The organism is Nocardia sp. NRRL WC-3656 (assembly GCF_000720265.1).
Taxonomy (GTDB): domain Bacteria; phylum Actinomycetota; class Actinomycetes; order Mycobacteriales; family Mycobacteriaceae; genus Nocardia; species Nocardia nova.
Genome location: NZ_JOJF01000001.1, coordinates 43,047 through 62,562, shown reverse-complemented (window position 1 = coordinate 62,562; position 19,516 = coordinate 43,047). Strand labels below are relative to the sequence as shown.

Below are 19,516 nucleotides of genomic sequence, written 5' to 3'. Positions count from 1 at the left end.
GCCGGTGAGCGGTTCGCGGTCGAATCCTTCGCCGCCGCTCACTTCTTCGCCGCCGGCTCCGTGATCTGCGCCAGCCGCGCCCCGATCCGGGTCACCTCGGATTCGGCGACCTCGCGGCGGGTGCGGATCTTGGCGACCACCTCGTCGGGCGCCTTGGCCAGGAAGGCCTCGTTGCCGAGTTTGGCGCTGGTGGCGGCGAGGTCCTTCTGCGCGGCCGCGAGATCCTTCTCCAGCCGGCGGCGTTCGGCGTCGAGGTCGACCGAGCCGGAGGTGTCCAGTTCGACGGTGACGGTGGCGCCGGACAGGCGCACCTCCACGGCGGCGGTCGCGGAGAAGTCGGCGTCCGGAGCGGTGAGCCGGGCCAGGCTGGCGATCTCCGCGTGCAGCCCGGTGAGGTCGGCGGTATCGATGCCGATCAGTTTCGCGGCGACCTTCTGCTTGTCGGTCAGGCCCTGATCGCTGCGGAACCGGCGGATCTCGGTGACAAGCTTCTGCAGATCCGCGATGCGCTGCGCCGCAACGGTATCGGTGGCGACCCCCGAGGACTGCGGCCACGCGGCGATCACCAGCGAGTCGTCCTCACCGGCCTCGATGAGGGCCTGCCACAGCGTTTCGGTCACGAACGGGATGGCCGGGTGCAGCAGGCGCAGCACCGAATCCAGCACGTTGCCGAGAACGATGCGCGTGCTCGCGGCCCGCTCCTCCGACTCGGCGAACTGCACCTTGGCCAATTCCAGGTACCAGTCACACAGTTCGTCCCAGGCGAAGTGGTACAGCGCCTCACAGGCCTTGCCGAATTCGTAGCGGTCGAAGGCCGCGTCCACCTCGGCGCGCACCTCGTCCAGCCGGTCGAGGATCCAGCGGTCGGTGTCGGTGAGGGTGGCGCGTTCGGGCAGTTCGCCCGGCGCGGCCCCGTTCATGAGCGCGAACTTGCTGGCGTTGAACAGCTTCGTGATGAAGTTGCGCGAGGCCTGCACGTGCGGCGGACCGACCGACAGGTCGCTGCCCGGCTGGGCGCCCCGGGCCAGGGTGAAACGTGTTGCGTCCGCGCCGAACTCGTCGATCCACACCAGCGGGTCGACACCGATGCCCTTGGACTTGGAGTATTTGCGGCCGAATTCGTCGCGGATGAGGCCGTGCAGGAAGACGTCGTCGAACGGAACCTGCTGCCGTCCGCAGTCCTTCCCGGCGGCGATGACCGGATCGTCGGAGACGAACATGCCGAACATCATCATCCGGGCCACCCAGAAGAACAGGATGTCGTAGCCGGTGACCAGCACGCTGGTGGGATAGAACTTCGCCAGTTCCGGGGTGGGGTCCGGCCAGCCCATCGTGGAGAAGGGCCACAGGCCGGAGGAGAACCAGGTGTCGAGGACATCCGGGTCCTGCACCCAGCCCTCGGGCGCCTGCTCGTCGGGTCCGACACACGCGATCTCGCCCTCGGGGCCGTACCAGATCGGGATGCGGTGGCCCCACCACAGCTGCCGCGAGATGCACCAGTCGTGCATGTTGTCGACCCACTCGAACCAGCGCGGTTCCTGGCTCGCCGGGTAGATCTTCACCGCGCCGTTGCGCACGGCGTCACCGGCGGCCTTGGCCAGCGATTCGACCTTCACCCACCACTGCATCGACAGGCGCGGTTCGATCGGTTCGCCGGAGCGCTCGGAGTGTCCGACGCTGTGCACGTACGGACGCTTCTCGGCGACGATGCGCCCTTCGTCGGCCAGCCGCTCGCGAATCTTGACGCGCGCCTCGAACCGGTCCATCCCGTCGAATTCGGTTCCGGTGTCGGCGATCTTGCCGGTCTTGTCCATGATGGTCGGCATCGGCAGGTTGTGCCGCAGGCCGATCTCGAAGTCGTTGGGGTCGTGCGCGGGGGTGATCTTCACTGCGCCGGAGCCGAATTCGGGGTCGACGTAGTCGTCGGCGACGATCGGGATCTGGCGACCGGTGATCGGGTGGTAGACGGTGGTGCCGATCAGCGCCCGGTATCGCTCGTCGTCCGGATGCACCGCGACCGCGGTATCGCCGAGCATGGTCTCCACCCGGGTGGTGGCCACGATGACGTGCGGTTCGTCGTCGTTCAGCGAGCCGTAGCGCAGCGAGACGAGCTCACCCTCGACGTCCTCGTATTTCACCTCGACGTCGGAGATGGCGGTCTCGAGCGAGGGCGACCAGTTCACCAGGCGCTCGGCCCGGTAGATCAGCCCTGCGTCGTAGAGGCGCTTGAAGATGGTCTGCACCGCGCGGGACAGGCCGTCGTCCATGGTGAAGCGGTCGCGGCTCCAGTCGATGCCGTCGCCGAGGCGGCGCATCTGGCCCTGGATGGCGCCGCCGGATTCGCGCTTCCAATCCCAGACCTTGTCGACGAACAGTTCGCGGCCGAAGTCTTCCTTGGTCTTGCCGTCGACGGCGAGCTGCTTCTCGACCACGGTCTGGGTGGCGATACCGGCGTGGTCCATACCGGGCAGCCACAGCACCTCGTAGCCCTGCATCCGCTTGCGGCGGGTGAGCAGGTCCATCAGGGTGTGGTCGAAGGCGTGGCCCATGTGCAGGTTGCCGGTGACGTTCGGCGGCGGCAGCACGATCGAATAGGGCGGCTTGTCGCTCGCCGGGTCGGCGGTGAAGTAACCGGCCGCTACCCAGCGCTCGTACAGGTCGGCCTCTACATCGCTGGGGTTCCAGCTCTTGGGGAGGGCGTCGGCACGATTTCGCGAGTTATCAGGGGCTGCGCTGGTCACCGTGCGATTCTACGGAGTTGAGCAGGAGCACTCGACAGGGCCCTGCACACGGCACCGGAGAAAGATGCAGGGCGGGGGTTTCGGCGGATGAGGGACACCGAAAACCCCGCCCACGTCTTCGAGACTACCGCCCGGATCGGCGCAATACACCAATCCATATGCAATTCTCAGCTTTTGCCCGAATCCGTTGTGCAGGTGCGGGTTTGCCACTCAGCATGCTCGCAGATTCGCCGCCGAGATGCGGAGGCCGCGCCCCGCCTGCGCGCGGCGGGTCACGGCACGAGTATCGCCAGCGCTCCGGGTTCGGCGCGGAAGGTAGCCGGTAGCAGTCCCGCCGGGTCGCCGTCGGCGGTCGCCGGTACCGCGGCGGTGAGGGTGATGGTCCGGGCCCGATAGTGCCCGACCGCCGGATGATCGACGCGCTTGCCGGCGGCCAGCGCCGGGAGCAGACGGACCATCTGCAGCCGCGACATGGCGCCGACCACGGTCAGGTCGAGCAGGCCGTCGTCGACGATCGCGTCGGGGCAGATGAGCATGCCCCCGCCGTAGGTCCGGGTGTTGCCGACCGCCACCATCACGGCCTCGGTCTCGAAGACGCGATCACCGGCCGAACCCGGCTCGCCGGACAATTCGATGCGGTAGGGCACCCCGAGTTGCCCGAGCAGTTCCGGCACGGCGGCGAAGGAGTACCGCAGCGAGCCCTTCGGCCGGCGCATGCTGTTGGCGCGCAAGGTCACTCGCGCGTCGAAGCCGGTGCCGGCGACGGTGGCGAATCGCATGGGCCGATGCGCGACCGCGGGTTCGATGCCGGCCGCCCACCCCTGGGCGTGCTCGGGGTCGGGCCGGGATTCGATCGCGCCGAGGTCGATGGTGCGCACGAATCCGCCGAGCACGATATCGGCCGCGGCGCGCGGATCGTCGTCGGGCACGCCCAGCTCCCGGGCCAGGTCGTTCCCGGTCCCACCGGGCAGCAGCCCCAGCGGCACCCCGGTCGAGGCGATGGCCTGCAGTGTGACGCAGACCAGTCCGTCACCGCCCGCGCAGACGACGGCGTCGGGACACTCGGGTCCCCGCACCGAATCCCGGATCAGGCGAACGGTTTCCGCGGCATCGGCACCGCGGATCTCACGCACCCGCACACCGCGTTCGGCGAAGCGGGCGGCGGCCGCGGCGGCCGCGGCCAGTCCCCGGCCGTGACCGGAGTGCGGGTTGGTCACCAGCGCGACCGATCGGATGGTGGTCATGGAATCAGCTTGCCCGGGTTGAGGATTCCCGCCGGGTCGACGGCGTCCTTGACCGCACGCAGGATGCGCGCGCCGAGGTCGCCGATCTCGGCCGACATCCACGGCCGGTGATCGGCGCCGACGGCGTGGTGGTGGGTGATGGTGCCACCGTTTCCGGCGATGGCGTCACCGACGGCGCGTTTGGCCTGCGCCCACTGCGCCAGCGGATCGTCGGCCTGTTTGGCGACGACGGTGAAATACAGCGAGGCGCCGGTCGGGTAGGTATGCGAGATATGACACATCACCAGCGCGGGAGTGCCTTGTGCGCCGAGCGATTCGGTGAGTGCGGTGGTGACCGCCGCCTTGAGCCGCTCGACATTCGACCAGCTGGTCGCCGTCTCGAGCGTTTCGCACAGCACGCCGATGTCGAGCAGCGCATCGCGTAGATACGGCGCGGCGAAACGGCCGTGTTCCCATTCCCGCGCCGGCTGTTCACCGAGTGCGGTGCCGCCGGCCGCGGCGAGCAGTGCCGAGGCCTCGGCACTCCGCGCGGCCACATGGGCCGCGGTGCCCTCGAACGTGCTGACGGCCAGGCAGCCACCGACCGACGCACCGCCGATATTACCGGAACGGGCCAGATTGAGCCCGGTCTCGGCCTCGTCGGACAGGCGCAGCACGGTCGGCGCCGCGCCGTTCTGTACCACGGTGCGCAGCGCGGCGGCGCCGGTGACGAAGTCCGGGAACGACCACGCCTGATACGCGGTGGTCTCCGGAATCGGATGCACCCGCAGCGTCACCTCGGTGATGACGCCGAGCGTGCCCTCGGATCCGGCGAACAACTCGCGCAGATCGGGTCCGGCGGCCGAGGCGGGCGCACGGCCGAGATCGACTGTGCCCGTGGGTGTTGCGACCTTCAGGCGCATGATCATGTCGTCGAAGCGGCCGTAGCCGGCCGAGGCCTGGCCCGAGGATCGGGTGGCCGCGAAGCCGCCGATGCTCGCGTATTCGAAGCTCTGCGGGAAATGCCCCAGCGACAGGCCGTGGCCGGCGAGCAGCTTCTCCGCCTGCGGTCCGGTCAGCCCGGCACCCAGGGTCGCGGTGCCGCTCACCGGGTCGACGTCGGACAGTCCGTCGAGGCGCCGCAGATCCAGCGCGATCACGGTGGCGAAGCGACCCCGCGCGGGATCCACCCCGCCCACAACACTGGTGCCGCCGCCGAAGGGAACGACCGCGATGGCCTGTTCGGCGCAGTAGGCCAGAACGGCCAGCACCTGGTCGTGGTCGGCGGGAAAGACGACGGCGTCGGGCGCGTCCTGCGGCTCTTCGGCGCGGCGGCGCAGCAGGTCGGGGGTGCTCTTGCCGCCCGCATGCAACAACCGGTCGCGGTGGTCGGTCGACACTTGATCCGCACCGACCACCGCCGACAGCCCCGCTCGATGCGCGGCCGTCAAGCCGGATTCCCGCAGCGGCACGTCGCCCTCATCACGACGGGCCACCGGGTCCCCGGACACTCCGAACACCTGCGCCACCAGGGTCCGGATCCGGTCCGGAAGCGGCGCATGCGCCGAGGCGATGCCCCAGGCATCCCAGACCATACTCGGGCGATCGGACGACTCGCCCGGCGTCGAGTTTTCCGGTTTTACTGCCGATGTGTCCTGTCGCGTGTCGACCATGCGTTACAGTCTGACATAGACTGTCAAGCAGTAACGAACATGAACGTAGTTGACGAATACGGATCGATTGGTGAGTTGTTGATGGAGCCCAACGAATCCCCCGGCCCCGACGGCGAAGTGCCGGCCATCGACCTGGCGATCCTGGAGGCGGGACGCGCCTGTGTCGAGGAATTCGGCGTACGCCGGACCACGCTGAGTGAAGTCGCCCGGCGCGCCGGCGTCAGTCGCCCCACGGTGTACCGGCGCTGGCCCGACACCCGGTCGCTGATCGCCGAGCTGCTGGTCCGGGAGCTCAGCGAGATCGTGGCGGCGAGCATTCCCATCGAAGGCCCGGCCCGTGCGCGCCTGGTGGAGGGCATCGTCTCGGGCGCGGCCGAGATCCGCTCGAACCCGTTGTTCGCCAAGATCTTCCGCATCGACACCGACTTGATGCTGACCTACGTGTTCGGCCGGCTCGGCCGCAACCAGCGGCAATTGATCCAGGTGTTCTCGACCGCTGTGCGCGAGGGACAACGCGACGGTTCCATCCGCGCCGGCGATCCCGACCACCTGGCCACCATGCTGCTGCTGATCGGCCAGTCCACCGTGCAGTCGGCGAGCACGGTCAGCCATCTGCTCGACGACGCCGGGCTCGATGTCGAGCTCGCCCGCGTCGTCGACCGGTACCTGCGTCCCGATACCGACTAGTCCCGAAAACAGAGAGCGAGACAGCGCATGCTCGACGAGAGCGCATCGACGGCGGGCCACGGGCTCGGCGACACCGCGGGAGATTCGGCACTCAACGCCGCCCGCCGCGGCCGTGAACTCCAGGCGCTCGGCGATGCGGACCGCATCGACGTCCTGGTCGTCGGCGGCGGTGTGACCGGTGCGGGGGTGGCGTTGGACGCGGCCGCTCGCGGCTTGCGAACCGTCCTGGTGGAGGCCCACGATCTGGCCTTCGGGACCAGCCGGTGGAGTTCGAAACTCGTCCACGGCGGATTGCGCTATCTGGCCTCCGGCGGGGTCGGAATCGCTCACGAGAGCGCGGTGGAACGCGACATCCTGCTCACCACCACCGCACCTCACCTGACTCGCTCGATTCCGCAGCTGGTTCCGTCGTTCTCCGGCGGTTCCCTGCCGCAGCGACTGCTGGTCCGCGCGGGCTTCCTGGCCGGAGATGTGCTGCGGCGCAGCGCCGGAACCTCGCCGAGGGTATTGCCGCGATCGCGCCGGGTCGCCGCGGCCGAGGCGCTGCGGCTGGCGCCGACACTGCGCCGCGCCGGTTTGCGCGGCGGGATGACGGCCTGGGACGGCCAGCTCGTCGACGACGCGCGACTGGTGGTGACGATCGCGCGCACCGCCGCGGCGCACGGCGCGACCGTGCTCACCCGGGTACGAGCCGAGCAGGTGACCGGTGAGTCCGCGGTCCTGCACGATGTGCTGACCGGTGAAACCCTGTCCGTACGAGCACGTTCGGTGATCAACGCGGCCGGAGTGTGGGCCGACCAGGTCGATACGAGCATCGAGTTGCGGCCCAGCCGCGGCACCCACCTGGTCTTCGACGCCGCGGCCTTCGGCGGGCTCACCGCCTCGCTGACCGTGCCGATTCCGGGCAGCACCAGCCGTTTCGTCTTCGCCTTCCCGGCCGCGCACGGTCGCGTCTACCTGGGCCTGACCGACGAGGACGCACCCGGCCCGGTTCCGGACGAACCGAAGCCCACCGACTCCGAGGTCGATTTCCTGCTCGACACGGTGAACACCGTGCTGCGGGAACCGTTGCGGCGCAGCGATATCCGCGGTTCGTTCGCCGGCCTGCGGCCACTGCTGCGCACCGCCGACGACTCCACCGCCGACATCTCCCGGGAGCACGCGGTCCTGCACTCCCCCGGCGGCCCGATCACCATCGTCGGCGGCAAGCTGACCACCTACCGGCAGATGGCCGAGGATGCGGTCGATGCCGCCGTAGCCGCCGCCGGCCTGTCCGCCGCCCCCTGCCGGACCAAGCGAATTCCGCTGGTAGGAGCGGTGTCCGGACGCTCACGCGACCGGATCACGGCGCCCGGGGTGCTGGTCGAACGGTACGGAGATCAGGCCACCCAGGTGCTCGCCGCACTGCGGGACAATCCGGGCCTCGCCGAACCGGTCGCACCCGGTATCGACGTGCTGCGCGCCGAATTCGCTTATGCGACAACTCATGAGGGCGCGCTGGACGAGAGCGACCTGCTGGATCGACGCACCCGGATCGGCCTCGTCGACAGTGACCGAGCCGCAGCCCTCCCGGCCGCACAGGAGGCACTCGCCGCCAGCCGGGCCTGAACGACCGCAGCCCGCCATGACGTCGTACCGGGACGGCTGCGCGCCCATCCCGAGGCGGATCACTTACCGAGCCGCTCACCGCGGAATCGGTTCGCGACGTCGGCGCTGCGGGTCAAGAACCCGGAACGCCGCCTAGCCCCACAGCTCGGCGATCCGCGCCGCCGCCGACTTCCCCTGCACCCGACCGGCGTGCGCCGACGGGACGCGGGAGGCGGTGTCGAGCGGATTCGCCCCGAAGGCGGCGATCGCGGCCTCGTCGGGGACGATCGATTCCACCCGCGCGCCCCGTTCGATCAGTTCCGCGATCTCACCGTCCAGCGCCGGATCGGGCAGCGGCGCGATGATCAGCACCCGGTCGAATCCGGCCGCCAGATCGGCATTGACACTGGTCCGCACGCCACCGTCGGTATAGCGCACGCCCTCGACGGTGTGCGGCGGCCAGACCAGCGGCACCGCCGAACTGGCGGTCACCGCGTCGACCAGCGCGACCCCGGAGTCGCGATCGAAGACGCGCGGTTCACCCGTGCCGGCGTCGACGGCGGTGATCAGCAGCCGCTGCCGGGGCCATTCGTGCACCGGCAGCCGCGATTCGATCACCGCGCGCCGGGCGGATTCCGGCACGGTCTCGGTCGCCAGGGCGAGGTTGCCGAGTCGCCGCCGCGCCACGGCCATATCCCCGTCGCTCTCGGTGATGATCTGGTTGATCGTCTCCCACACCCCCTCGAGCGGATTGCCCTCCGGCACGATCTCGGCGCTCTGCAGCGCCGGGTCGATCTGGCGGCGGAACAGCTCCTCCGGCGTCAGCCCGCTGGTCAGCTGTGCCGCCACATTGGCGCCCGCCGAGGTGCCGATGTACACATCGGCGGCGGTGAGATCGATGCCCGCATCGGCAAACCCGGCGATCACGCCGTTCGCCCAGGCGATACCCGCCACCCCACCGCCGCCGATCACCAGCGCCCGTTCGTCCGACATCATCGCTCCCACATCTCGTACCGCGTTCCCGACCGCTCGGGACAACCTCGACGGTAGCGACGACCATTCCCCCGGCGCGATTACCGGACGGGTAATGAAATGTCAGGACGCGTTACCACCCACGCTGAACGCGACACCGCTCGGATCGCGCAGCGCGGCCAGCCGCCCGTACGGCGTGTTCTCGGGCTCGGATTCGACCGAACCCCCCAGGCTCACCGCCTGCTTCACCGTCGCATCGACGTCCTCGGCGCCGATGTAGACGCGCCACCCGCCAGGCGATCCCGCAGGCAGATACGCCGCCGAGTCCATCACGCCACCGAGCATCGGCGTCGCGGAATGAATTGTCGTGTAACGGAACTCGGGTGAATCACCGACGGTGAAGGGATCGCGCCAGCCGAACACCTCGCGGTAGAACGTCAACGCCTCGGCATAGGCCGGTGTGTGCAGTTCGAACCACGACGGGTATCCGACGTGCCCGCTCCAGTTGCCGCCACCGGCGACGCCGAAGGAACCGAAACCGCGGTGGACGCCGGGCTGCCACGCACCGACGCCCGCACCGGACGGATCGGCGAGGACGGCCATACTGCCCACGTCGCCGATAGCCATCGGCTCCACCACGACCCGGCCGCCGTGGTCGGCGGCGGAGGCGGCGGTGGCATGGACATCGACGCTGGTCAGATACACGGTCCATTGATCGGGCGCACCGTCGGTGCCGTCGTTGCGCATGCCGCCGGCGACGGCATTGCCGTCCTTGCGGAAGGTGATGTACCCGCCGTACTGCTCATCGCTCTCGGCGGTCCAGCCGAACAGCTCGCCGTAGAAATCGACGGCTCGATCGGTGTCGGCGGTGAACAGCTCGATCCAGCACGGATCTCCGGGTTCGAAGGTGTAGGACATGATCGCTCCTCTGGATGGGATTGCGTTCTCTCACCGGTACGACGGCGCCGGACGGACAAACTCATCGGCCCCGGTCCAAGCCTGGCACGGCGCAGCGCCAGTCGGCCCGATTTGTGGGTAGCGTTTGTGAACTAACTCTTCTACGCTGCTCCCATGACCGACTGGCATCCGACGGCATGCATCCTGTGCGAGTGCAATTGCGGCATCCAGGTGCTGCTCGGCGCCGACGGCCGCAGCTTCGACAAGATTCGCGGCGACAAGCTGCATCCTTCCTCGGCGGGCTACACCTGCAACAAGGCCCTGCAACTGGATCGGTACCAGAACGGGCGCACCGGCCGCCTCACCGCGCCGCTGCGCCGCAACGCCGACGGATCGTTCACCGAAATCGATTGGGACACCGCTATTTCGGAGATCTCCGCGCGTCTGCGCGAGATCGGCGCCGAATACGGCGGCGAATCGATCTTCTACTACGGTGGCGGCGGCCAGGGCAATCATCTCGGCGGCGCCTACGCTCCGGCCACCATGGCCGCCTACGGCATGCGTTATCGATCCAGCGCGCTGGCCCAGGAGAAGACCGGCGACTTCTGGGTCGGCGCTCGGATGACCGGCCATCCGGTCCGCTCGGACGTCGAACATGCCGAGGTGGCGCTGTTCATCGGTAAGAATCCCTATCAATCCCACGGTTTTCCGCGCGCCCGCTCGGTACTGAAGGAGATCGCGCGCGATCCGCAGCGCTCGATCATCGTGCTCGACCCGGTCCGCACCGAGACCGCCGAACTGGCCGATTTTCATATGCAACTGCGCCCCGGCACCGACATCTATCTGCTGGCGGCGATGGCGGCGATCCTGATCCGCGACGACCTGGTCGACCACGACTGGCTGGCCGCGCGCACCGAAGGTTTCGACGAGGTGGCGGCGGTGCTGCGCACCGTGCCGATCGAGGAGTACTGCGCCCTGGCCGATGTCGAGATCGGCCTGGTCACCGCGGCGACTCACCGACTGGCCGCGGCGGGCTCGGTCGCCGCGCTCGAGGACCTCGGCGTCCAGATGAACCGCCACTCGACACTGGTCAGCTACGTCGAGAAACTGCTCTGGCTGCTCACCGGAAACCTCGGCAAGCCCGGGACGCAGTACGCCTTCTCCGGAATGGCGGCGATCGGGCACGATCGCGGCCATCCCGCCGACGCCGGGCCGCGCAGCCCGGTCGTGGGCGCGCGCATCATCAGCGGACTGGTGCCGTGCAACGTGATCACCGAGGAGATTCTGACCGACCATCCCGCCCGCTATCGGGCGATGATCATCGAGAGCGCCAATCCCGTTCACTCACTGGCGGATTCGGCCCGGATGCGCGACGCACTCGCGGCGCTGGAACTGGCGGTCGTCATCGACGTGGCGATGACCGAAACCGCTCGCGCGGCCGACTACGTCTTGCCCGCGCCGACCCAGTTCGAGAAGTACGAGGCGACCTTCTTCAACTTCGAATTCCCGCGCAACATCTTCCATCTCCGGCATCCGGTGCTTGCGGCTCCGGCCGGCGTGCTCGCCGAACCCGAGATCCACGCCCGGCTCGTCGAGGCCGCCGGGGCGCTGACCGAGGACGATTACCGGCCGCTGCGCGCGGCGCTCGACCAGGGCCGCGAGGCCTTCGCCATGGCATTTCTCGCCGTCCTCGCCGATCCGGCGAAGGCGAAGCTGGCTCCGATCCTGCTCTACCGCACCCTCGGCCCGACACTGCCCGACGGCGCCGCTGCCGCCGCGGTGTTGTGGGGTGCCGCCTACACCTGCGCGCGGAAGAACCCGGCCGGCGTGGAGCGAGCCGGCTACGGCACCGGCCTCGCTGCCGGGGAGCGGCTGTTCGAGGCGATCCTCACCGGCGAACACGGCGTCGTCATCACCGACGACGAGGTCGACGAGACATGGAACCGGGTGCGCGGCGGCAAAGTCCGGCTCGCCGTTCCGGAACTGCTGTCGGCACTGGCCGCACTCCCCGTACCGGACGAGGACCACGATTGGCCGTTCGTCCTGGCCGCCGGGGAGCGGCGCGCCTTCACCGCCAACACCATCATGCGCGATCCGGCCTGGCGCAAACGCGATCCCGCCGGCGCGCTGCGCATCAGCACCGCCGATGCCCTACGGCTGGGCCTGACCTCCGGCGACGAGGTGCGGCTCACCACCCGCAACGGCAGTGCGCAGGTGACCGTCGAGCCGACCGACCGCATGCGCAGCGGACATCTGGCGCTGCCCAACGGCCTGGGCCTGTCTGTCGTCGAGGCGGGCGAGGTCCTCACCAGCGGGGCCGCACCCAACGAGTTGACGGCGTTCGACGATCGCGACGAATGGGTCGGCACCCCGTGGCACAAGTACGTGCCCGCCCGGATCGATACGGTGGGTACATGAAGCGCACCACCTTTGCCACCTGGCCCTGTTCGGTCGCCCGCACGGTCGATCTGATCGGTGACTGGTGGACGCCGCTGGTGTTGCGCGAAGCGTTCTACGGCACAACGCGTTTCGACGATTTCGAACGCACGCTGGGCCTGAGCCGCAATGTCCTCACCCAGCGCCTGACGCGGCTGGTCGAGGAGGGGATGCTGGAGAAGGTCCCCTATCAGGATCGTCCGGTCCGCTACGAGTACCGCCTCACCGACAAGGGACGCGATTTCTTCCCGGTGCTCACGGCCATGATGCGCTGGGGTGACCGCTGGCTCGCCCCGGAGGCCGGACCGCCGGTGGTCGTCCACCACGACACCTGCGGGCACGACACCCACGCCGAAGTGGTGTGCGCACAGTGCGGAGAACCGCTGCGGCACGCCGAAGTATCGGCTCGGCTGGGTCCGGGCTTTCCGCCGCAGCACCGCGAAAGCGCCTTGCGCAGCGGACGATTCGCCTCCTGAGAGCAGTGCCGCCGCGGCGCTAATCCGCGTTCTCGAGTTTCGGAACCAGACGTTCCAGCAACTCCCGCAGCACCTCTTCGTCCTCCGGCGCCAATTCGGCCAGCGCCTTGTACGCGCGCACCTGTGAGCCGCGGATCTGCGCGGCCAGCTCGCGGCCGGCATCGGTGGACACCAGGTATTTGACGCGCCGATCGGCGGGATTCACCGTGCGCTGGACCAGGCCGCGCGATTCCATGCGATCGGCGACACCGGTCAGATTCGACGGGTCGCACGCCATCCGGTCGGCCAGCACCCGCATCGGGAGCTCGGCGGGCGGCTCGTTGAGCGCCAGCAGCAGTTTGGCCTGCGTCAGCGTGAGCCCGTGCCCCTCGGCCGCGGTCAGGAAATCCTGCAGGTAGGCCGAGACGAAGCGCGCGATCAACAATGCCAGCGGGCTCTGCGCTGTGTCCGGTGACATAGCTCCGATGCTACCCAAACGATTGACAACGGCTATCGTCGACTCCTTAAATACTTGAGGTCTTCAAACATATAGGTCTTCAATTTTCTGGAGGTGGCTGTGGAGCGCAGAGGTTCGCTGCTGACCGGCGTATTGGCCTTCGCGGCGATGATCGTCACGGTCATGCAGACCCAGGCCGTGCCGATTCTGGGCCTGATCGCGACGAAGTTGCAGGTCTCGACCACATCGGTGAGCTGGGTGACCACCGCGACCCTGCTGTCGGCCGCGGTCTTCACACCGCTGCTGGGCCGCATCGGCGACCTCTACGGCAAGAAGCCCACCCTGCTGGGCGTGCTCGCGGTGGCCATGGCCGGTTCCGCGGTCTCGGCACTGGCGAATTCTCTGAGCGTGCTGCTGGTCGGCCGGGTGCTGCAGGGTGTCGCGACGGCGATCTTCCCGCTGGCCCTGGCCGTCCTCCGGGAGGAGATTCCGGCGCGACGCCTGCATCACGCGATGGCGATCGTCAGCGGCACACTCGGTTTCGGCGGCGGCCTCGGCCTGGTGTCGACCGGTCTGCTGACCAAGGGAGCCGACCCGGACTACCACATCGTGTTCTGGTTCACCGCGGTGCTGTCGGTGGTGGCGCTGGCCGCGGCCGCGGTGGCGGTGCCGGCCACGGGTAAGCGGCATCCGGGCAGTGTCGACCTGCCCGGCGCGGTCACGCTCGGCGGCTTCCTGGTCCTGCTGCTGTTGCCCATTTCCCAAGGGCACGAATGGGGTTGGACCGCCGCGAGCACGATCGCCTGCTTCGCCGGCGCGGTCGCGACGGCGGTGGCCTGGGTGGTAACCGAGCGTCGTGTGCGTACCCCGCTGGTCGATCTGCGGATGTTCACCCACCGGCCGGTGCTGTTCACCAACCTGTCCGGCATGTTCATCGGCTTCGCGATGTTCATGCAGTTCATGGGCGTGTCATATCTGGCCCAGATGCCGTCACGGGTGGCCGGCTACGGATTCGGCGCCTCGATCCTGCGCGCCTCGGTCGAATATCTACTGCCCGCGACACTCTCGTCGATGCTGGCCGCGCCGGCCGGCGGAATCCTGGTCGGCCGGCTGGGCGGGCGTCGCGTGCTGGTCCTGTCGGGCGCGATCGGTGCGGCCGGATTCGGCGGGCTGGCACTGGCACACGACGCGACCGGTTCGGTGATCGCCGCGAGCGTGGTGATCGGCGTCGCGATCAGCTTCGCCTACGCGGCGATGCCCGCGCTGATCGCGGCGAGCGTCCCGCACCACCAGAGCGGAATCGCCAACGGCATCAATTCGATCTCCCGCACCGTCGGCAGTTCACTGGCCAGCGCCATCATCACCACCCTGCTGACGGCGAAACTGCTGCCGCATCTGCCGCTGCCGCAGGAGAGTCAGTTCACCGTCGCGTTCTGGGTCGGCGCCGCCGCGTGTGCGGCGACCGTGCTGGCCGCCCTGTTCGGCTTGCGACCGGAAGGCCGCGACGCCGGGGCCGGCGAGGTCGAACTCGGCGCGAACGAAACCGCCGGCGGCGCAGCATCGTTCGAGCGGCACGAGCTTCCCAGCAGGGTCGGCTGAGATCACCGAGCGCATCCGCCCGGCGGTATGGCCGTTCACCGCGTGAACAGCCATACCGCCGTGGCCAGGTGCACCGCCGCCAATCCGACGCAGGTGATCGCCATCGGCGTATTCCGTTGGCGCAGACCGATGATCGCGTCGCCGACCTGGGCCAGACCCGCGACGACCAGCACGGGCAGCGCGGCCGCCTCGCCTCCCGCGACCAGCACGGCCACGGTCACCACACTCAGCGGCAGGGCCCGCGCGGCATAGGCGCCGAGAAAGAACGTCGCCGCCGAGGTGAGCTCCTCCCCCTGCGCCAGGGCCAGACGCGGTCGCGCCAGGCCGATCAGGCACGACACACCGGAAATCACGGCCACCAGCGAATTGGCGACCACAGCCAACACCACCATAATCATTCTCCACATAAATCATTCACAGTCTGAATCATTCAGGCAAAGATATACTCGTGGGCGTGACGCACGTCAAGACCGCGGTTCCCGCGACGATCGCCTTCCGCCTCGGCACGCTGGGCGCGATCGTGACCGATCGGTTCGCCGTGGCGATCGAGGAATTGGATCTCAAGCCGAAACACGTCGGCGTGCTGGTCGCTCTCGATCACGGCGTCGCCGCCTCACAACAGGATCTGGCGACCCGGCTGGGCGTCGCCCCCAGCCTGGTCGTCGCACTGGCCGACCATCTCGAACGACTCGGCGCGGTCCGTCGCGATCGCGATCCGGACGACCGCCGGCGCCAGATCCTCACCCTCACCGACCACGGGCGCGCATTGCTCGCCGCGACCGAGGAGCGGGCGCGGCGGCTCGACCGCGAATTCACCGAGTCCTTGACGGCCGCACAGCGCACCGCACTGCAGTCGGCCCTGGCCGTCCTCGCCGCCGACGCGGGGCTACCGGGCGCGGGCGGAGTTCATTCGCCGGGGTGAGCCCTAACCGCCGGCGACCAGGCAGGCATACCCGAGGTGGATGCCGGTGCCGACCGGAAGAACGAGCGTCGCCGCCGGCATCTGCGCGGGCTGGCCGGCCTGTACCGCACTGAGCGTGTGCTGCCCCGGAACCGCCGGAACCCACGTGATGAGCGCATACGCGCCGCCGGGCGGCGCCACGCCGATGGGAGCTCCGTTGTCGTAGAAGGTGACCGGCGCGACCGGATCGGTGACATTCGCCTGCAGCGTGTAACTGCATCCGCTGCCGTAATTGGTGGCGATGCCGAAGTTCATGTCGGGGGTGGCGCCGAGTCTGGTCACTGCGGCATTCGCCGTCTGCGGGATCGCCACTGCGAACACCGCCGCGGCGCCGAGGATGCCGCCGGCCACTACCGTGGCGGCCCGACGGCGCACCCGCTGCCGGGGCGGCCCGCTGATCGTCGTCTCGTGCATGATGCCGTCCTCGTCGTAGGCGCCGCAGCGCGAACCGAGACCGTCTGTCGTGCGCGAACATCCCCGACGGCGCCGCACGGTCTGTCGGCACGATACCCCGTAGGCTCGGCCGCGCGGCCCGGTTCGCGGTGTCGATGTCGAGCGATCGGCGGGCCGCAGCCGGCGCCCGCACGCGCAGGAGGACGATGGGGCTATGCACCGCAAACCGCCGACTCGCGATATCGATGAAGCCAAGCTGGCGGTGACCCCGCCGAAAGAGCAGGCCGCCGGCGTCACGGCCGTCGCGGTCGCCCTCGACCGGGCCGTCGAGGAGATGGGCATCGTTCGCACGGCTCGCACCCTCACCCGGGTCAATCAGCGCCACGGCTTCGACTGCCCCGGCTGCGCATGGCCCGAACCCACCGGCCACCGCCGCCCGGCCGAATTCTGCGAGAACGGGGCCAAGGCCGTCGCCGAGGAGGCGACCCTGCGCACGGTCACGCCGGAATTCTTCGCCACTCACTCGCTGGACGATCTCGCCGGCAAGACCGGGTACTGGCTGGGGCAGCAGGGACGCCTGACCCATCCGATGGTGTTGCGGCCCGGCGACACCCACTACTCCCCCATCGCGTGGGAGCAGGCCTATCGGCTGATCGCGGACACCCTGCGCGGCCTGGCGTCCCCGGACGAGGCCGTGTTCTACACCTCCGGGCGCACCGCCAACGAGACGGCCTTTCTCTATCAGCTGCTGGTGCGCAGCTTCGGCACGAACAATCTGCCCGACTGTTCGAACATGTGTCACGAATCCTCCGGCGCGGCGCTCACCCGGTCGATCGGCATCGGCAAGGGGTCGGTGTCGATCGACGACTTCGCCGCCGCCGATCTGATCATCGTGGCGGGACAGAATCCCGGCACCAACCATCCGCGCATGCTGTCGGCGCTGAGCACCGCGAAAGCGCACGGCGCCACGGTAATCGCGGTGAATCCGCTACCGGAGACCGGACTGATCGGCTTCCGGGATCCGCAGACGGTGAAGGGTTTCACCTCCGGCGTCACCATCGCCGACGATTTCCTGCAGATCCGCCTCGGCGGCGATATGGCCCTGTTCCAGGGCCTGGCGAAACTGCTGTTCGACGCGGAGGATCGCGCACCCGGCACGGTGGTGGACCGGGTCTTCGTCGACGCGCACACCGCCGGATTCGCCGAATACGAAAAGCATATGCGCGCAGTCGATCTCGACGAGGTCGTCGAGGCGACGGGGCTGACCCGCGAACAGCTCGACCGCACGGCCGGGCTGCTGGCCCGCTCGAAGTCCACCATCATCTGCTGGGCGATGGGTCTGACACAGCAGCGCCACGGTGTCGCCACCATCGAGGAGGCGACGAATCTGCTGTTGCTGCGCGGCATGATCGGCAAACCGGGCGCGGGCGTCTGCCCGGTACGCGGGCATTCCAACGTGCAGGGCGATCGGACCATGGGCATCTGGGAGAAGATGCCCGAAAGCTTCCTCGACGCGTTGGATTCCGAATTCGGTATCACCGTCCCGCGCGAACACGGCTGGGACACGGTCGATTCCATCCGCGCCATGCGCGACGGGCGCGCCCGGGTGTTCATCGGCATGGGCGGCAACTTCGTCTCGGCGACGCCGGATACCGAGGTCACCGAGGCGGCTCTGCGCGCGTGCGAGCTGACCGTGCAGATTTCGACCAAACTCAACCGCAGCCACGTCGTGCACGGCCGTACCGCCCTGATTCTGCCGACCCTCGGCCGCACCGATCTCGATCTGCAGGACGGGACCAGACAGCAGGTGTCGGTGGAGGATTCGATGTCGATGGTGCATCTGTCCACGGGCCGGCTGCAGCCGGTGAGCGACGATCTGCGCAGTGAGGTCGCGATCGTCTGCGAGCTGGCCGCCGAGTTGTTCGGCCCCGATCACCCCGTGCCGTGGGAGCGGTTCCGGCGCGACTACGACCACATTCGCGACGCCATCGCCCGGGTGGTGCCCGGCTGTGCCGACTACAACCGGAAGGTGCGCGGCCGCAACGGTTTCCAGCTGCCACATCCGCCCCGCGACAACCGCGAGTTCCGGACCGCCTCCGGGAAGGCCAACTTCGCGGTCAACGACCTGCACTGGCCGCGGATCCCGCAGGGACGGCTGTTGTTGCAGACGCTGCGCAGCCACGACCAGTACAACACCACGATCTACGGCCTCGACGACCGCTATCGGGGCATTCACAACGGCCGCCGCGTCGTGCTGGTGCATCCGGACGATATCGCCGAATTCGGTTTCGCCGACGGCGATCTCGTGGATCTGATCTCCGAATTCAGCGACGGCGTCGAGCGCCGGGTCACCGGTTTCCGGATCGTCGGCTACGCCACGCCGCGCGGCAACGCCGCGGCCTATTACCCCGAAACCAACCCTCTGGTCCCGCTCGACCACGTCGCCGAGCGCTCCAACACCCCGGTGTCCAAGGCGGTCGTGATCCGGCTGGAGCCGCACCGCCACATCACCGCGTGACCGCACGGCGGCACCGACCAGAACTGCGAGGCAGCTTGTGAGCAGAGTAACCGCGCGCAGACCCACCCGGCGCATCACACCCGCGGGCATCGTCTCCCGGCCCGATACGCTGGCCGTGGAGGAGCCGCTGGAACTGCGCGTCGACGGGACGGCGCTGACCGTCACCATGCGCACCCCCGGCCACGACATCGACCTGCTGCACGGATTCCTGTTCAGCGAGAACATCATCGAGTCGGCCGACGACATCGTATCGGCGAGGTACTGCGCGGGCACCGACGACGACGGCCGCAACACCTACAACGTGCTCGATATCCAATTGCGCCGTGCGGTCACCGTCCAGCCCCGCGGATTCGTGACCAACAGTTCGTGCGGGTTGTGCGGCACCACCGCGCTCGATCAGGTGCGCACGCGCAGCCGCTTCCGGCCGCCGGCCGACGCGCCGCGCGTCGATCCGACGCTGCTGGCCACCCTTCCCGGTGAGTTACGTTCGCGTCAGGCGGTTTTCGATGCCACCGGCGGACTGCACGCGGCCGGGCTGTTCACCCCCGACGGCACCGCACTGGTCGTGCGCGAGGACATCGGCCGGCACAACGCGGTGGACAAGGTGGTCGGCTGGGCGCTGCGCGAAGGGCGCGTACCGGCTCACGACACACTGCTGATCGTCAGCGGCCGGGCCTCGTTCGAGCTCGTCCAGAAGGCCGTCATGGCGGGCATTCCGGTCCTCGGCGCGGTCTCGGCGCCCAGTTCGCTGGCCGTCGACCTGGCCGCCGACAACGGGCTCACGCTGGCCGGCTTCCTGCGCGGCGACACGATGAACATCTACAGCGGGGTCGACCGGCTCGAGACCACGCCCGCGGCGGCCACCGGCACCTGAGCCGCGAACCGGCGACCGGATCGACGCAACCCTGCTACCCTGC

Annotated in this window: 16 protein-coding genes; 8 read left to right on the top strand and 8 right to left on the bottom strand. The window is 69.0% G+C overall.

Annotated features, from left to right (window positions below; all coding sequences use genetic code 11):
• Positions 1-38: 38 nt before the first annotated feature.
• The 3 genes from IG65_RS0100310 to IG65_RS0100300 form a co-directional block, all read right to left on the bottom strand.
• Positions 39-2,741, bottom strand: coding sequence for a valine--tRNA ligase (locus IG65_RS0100310; protein WP_030512741.1), 2,703 nt, complete (start codon positions 2,739-2,741; stop codon positions 39-41).
• A 272-nt stretch (positions 2,742-3,013) separates the two neighbouring features.
• A complete protein-coding gene (locus IG65_RS0100305) occupies positions 3,014-3,985 on the bottom strand; it encodes a diacylglycerol kinase family protein (RefSeq protein ID WP_030512740.1) in 972 nt (323 codons plus the stop codon).
• On the bottom strand, positions 3,982-5,559 hold the full coding sequence (locus IG65_RS0100300; RefSeq protein WP_030512739.1) for an FAD-binding oxidoreductase: 1,578 nt from the start codon (positions 5,557-5,559) through the stop codon (positions 3,982-3,984). Before IG65_RS0100300 ends, IG65_RS0100305 begins: the two co-directional genes overlap by 4 nt.
• A gap of 159 nt (positions 5,560-5,718) precedes the next feature.
• On the opposite strand from IG65_RS0100300, the gene IG65_RS0100295 reads away from it, so the two are divergent.
• Positions 5,719-6,324, top strand: a complete 606-nt coding sequence (locus tag IG65_RS0100295) for a TetR/AcrR family transcriptional regulator (RefSeq protein WP_030512738.1) — start codon at positions 5,719-5,721, stop codon at positions 6,322-6,324.
• Between the two features lie 27 nt (positions 6,325-6,351).
• Positions 6,352-7,932 (top strand): glycerol-3-phosphate dehydrogenase/oxidase, encoded by a 1,581-nt coding sequence (locus tag IG65_RS0100290; protein WP_051755057.1) that lies wholly within the window; start codon positions 6,352-6,354, stop codon positions 7,930-7,932.
• A 132-nt stretch (positions 7,933-8,064) separates the two neighbouring features.
• On the opposite strand, the gene IG65_RS0100285 is transcribed toward IG65_RS0100290, so the two are convergent.
• Positions 8,065-8,907, bottom strand: coding sequence for a patatin-like phospholipase family protein (locus tag IG65_RS0100285; RefSeq protein ID WP_030512736.1), 843 nt, complete (start codon positions 8,905-8,907; stop codon positions 8,065-8,067).
• Between the two features lie 99 nt (positions 8,908-9,006).
• Complete coding sequence (locus IG65_RS0100280; RefSeq protein ID WP_030512735.1) at positions 9,007-9,801, bottom strand: VOC family protein; 795 nt, start codon at positions 9,799-9,801, stop codon at positions 9,007-9,009.
• A gap of 153 nt (positions 9,802-9,954) precedes the next feature.
• Between IG65_RS0100280 and IG65_RS0100275 the strand changes: the two genes are divergently transcribed.
• Positions 9,955-12,198, top strand: a complete 2,244-nt coding sequence (locus tag IG65_RS0100275) for a molybdopterin-dependent oxidoreductase (RefSeq protein WP_030512734.1) — start codon at positions 9,955-9,957, stop codon at positions 12,196-12,198.
• Positions 12,195-12,692 carry a helix-turn-helix domain-containing protein gene (locus tag IG65_RS0100270; RefSeq protein ID WP_030512733.1) on the top strand — a complete coding sequence of 166 codons (498 nt, stop codon included), beginning with the start codon at positions 12,195-12,197 and terminating at the stop codon, positions 12,690-12,692. Before IG65_RS0100275 ends, IG65_RS0100270 begins: the two co-directional genes overlap by 4 nt.
• Positions 12,693-12,711: 19 nt before the next feature.
• Here the strand turns inward: IG65_RS0100270 and IG65_RS0100265 are convergent, their stop codons facing one another.
• Positions 12,712-13,149, bottom strand: a complete 438-nt coding sequence (locus IG65_RS0100265) for a MarR family winged helix-turn-helix transcriptional regulator (protein ID WP_030512732.1) — start codon at positions 13,147-13,149, stop codon at positions 12,712-12,714.
• Between the two features lie 99 nt (positions 13,150-13,248).
• On the opposite strand from IG65_RS0100265, the gene IG65_RS0100260 reads away from it, so the two are divergent.
• The gene (locus tag IG65_RS0100260; protein WP_231508993.1) at positions 13,249-14,727 is read left to right on the top strand and encodes an MFS transporter; all 1,479 of its coding nucleotides are present in this window, start codon (positions 13,249-13,251) and stop codon (positions 14,725-14,727) included.
• A gap of 35 nt (positions 14,728-14,762) precedes the next feature.
• Here the strand turns inward: IG65_RS0100260 and IG65_RS0100255 are convergent, their stop codons facing one another.
• On the bottom strand, positions 14,763-15,119 hold the full coding sequence (locus IG65_RS0100255; protein ID WP_030512730.1) for a hypothetical protein: 357 nt from the start codon (positions 15,117-15,119) through the stop codon (positions 14,763-14,765).
• A 62-nt stretch (positions 15,120-15,181) separates the two neighbouring features.
• Here IG65_RS0100255 and IG65_RS0100250 point away from each other — a divergent pair, with 62 nt between their 5' ends.
• The gene (locus IG65_RS0100250; protein ID WP_030512729.1) at positions 15,182-15,649 is read left to right on the top strand and encodes a MarR family winged helix-turn-helix transcriptional regulator; all 468 of its coding nucleotides are present in this window, start codon (positions 15,182-15,184) and stop codon (positions 15,647-15,649) included.
• Positions 15,650-15,652: 3 nt separating this feature from the next.
• Here IG65_RS0100250 and IG65_RS34205 read toward each other — a convergent pair whose 3' ends face one another.
• Positions 15,653-16,102, bottom strand: a complete 450-nt coding sequence (locus tag IG65_RS34205) for a hypothetical protein (protein WP_146098774.1) — start codon at positions 16,100-16,102, stop codon at positions 15,653-15,655.
• Positions 16,103-16,295: 193 nt separating this feature from the next.
• Between IG65_RS34205 and IG65_RS0100240 the strand changes: the two genes are divergently transcribed.
• Complete coding sequence (locus tag IG65_RS0100240; RefSeq protein ID WP_030512728.1) at positions 16,296-18,599, top strand: FdhF/YdeP family oxidoreductase; 2,304 nt, start codon at positions 16,296-16,298, stop codon at positions 18,597-18,599.
• 37 nt (positions 18,600-18,636) lie between these two features.
• On the top strand, positions 18,637-19,473 hold the full coding sequence (gene fdhD / locus IG65_RS0100235; RefSeq protein WP_030512727.1) for a formate dehydrogenase accessory sulfurtransferase FdhD: 837 nt from the start codon (positions 18,637-18,639) through the stop codon (positions 19,471-19,473).
• Positions 19,474-19,516 lie beyond the last annotated feature (43 nt).

Coding starts and splice junctions, on each gene's coding strand:
- IG65_RS0100265 (WP_030512732.1), bottom strand. CDS start 13,149: ATGTCACCGGACACAGCGCAGAGCCCGCTGGCATTGTTGATCGCGCGC.
- IG65_RS0100285 (WP_030512736.1), bottom strand. CDS start 8,907: ATGATGTCGGACGAACGGGCGCTGGTGATCGGCGGCGGTGGGGTGGCG.
- IG65_RS34205 (WP_146098774.1), bottom strand. CDS start 16,102: ATGCACGAGACGACGATCAGCGGGCCGCCCCGGCAGCGGGTGCGCCGT.
- IG65_RS0100275 (WP_030512734.1), top strand. CDS start 9,955: ATGACCGACTGGCATCCGACGGCATGCATCCTGTGCGAGTGCAATTGC.
- IG65_RS0100270 (WP_030512733.1), top strand. CDS start 12,195: ATGAAGCGCACCACCTTTGCCACCTGGCCCTGTTCGGTCGCCCGCACG.
- IG65_RS0100280 (WP_030512735.1), bottom strand. CDS start 9,801: ATGTCCTACACCTTCGAACCCGGAGATCCGTGCTGGATCGAGCTGTTC.
- IG65_RS0100295 (WP_030512738.1), top strand. CDS start 5,719: ATGGAGCCCAACGAATCCCCCGGCCCCGACGGCGAAGTGCCGGCCATC.
- IG65_RS0100290 (WP_051755057.1), top strand. CDS start 6,352: ATGCTCGACGAGAGCGCATCGACGGCGGGCCACGGGCTCGGCGACACC.
- IG65_RS0100240 (WP_030512728.1), top strand. CDS start 16,296: ATGCACCGCAAACCGCCGACTCGCGATATCGATGAAGCCAAGCTGGCG.
- IG65_RS0100255 (WP_030512730.1), bottom strand. CDS start 15,119: ATGGTGGTGTTGGCTGTGGTCGCCAATTCGCTGGTGGCCGTGATTTCC.
- IG65_RS0100305 (WP_030512740.1), bottom strand. CDS start 3,985: ATGACCACCATCCGATCGGTCGCGCTGGTGACCAACCCGCACTCCGGT.
- IG65_RS0100300 (WP_030512739.1), bottom strand. CDS start 5,559: ATGGTCTGGGATGCCTGGGGCATCGCCTCGGCGCATGCGCCGCTTCCG.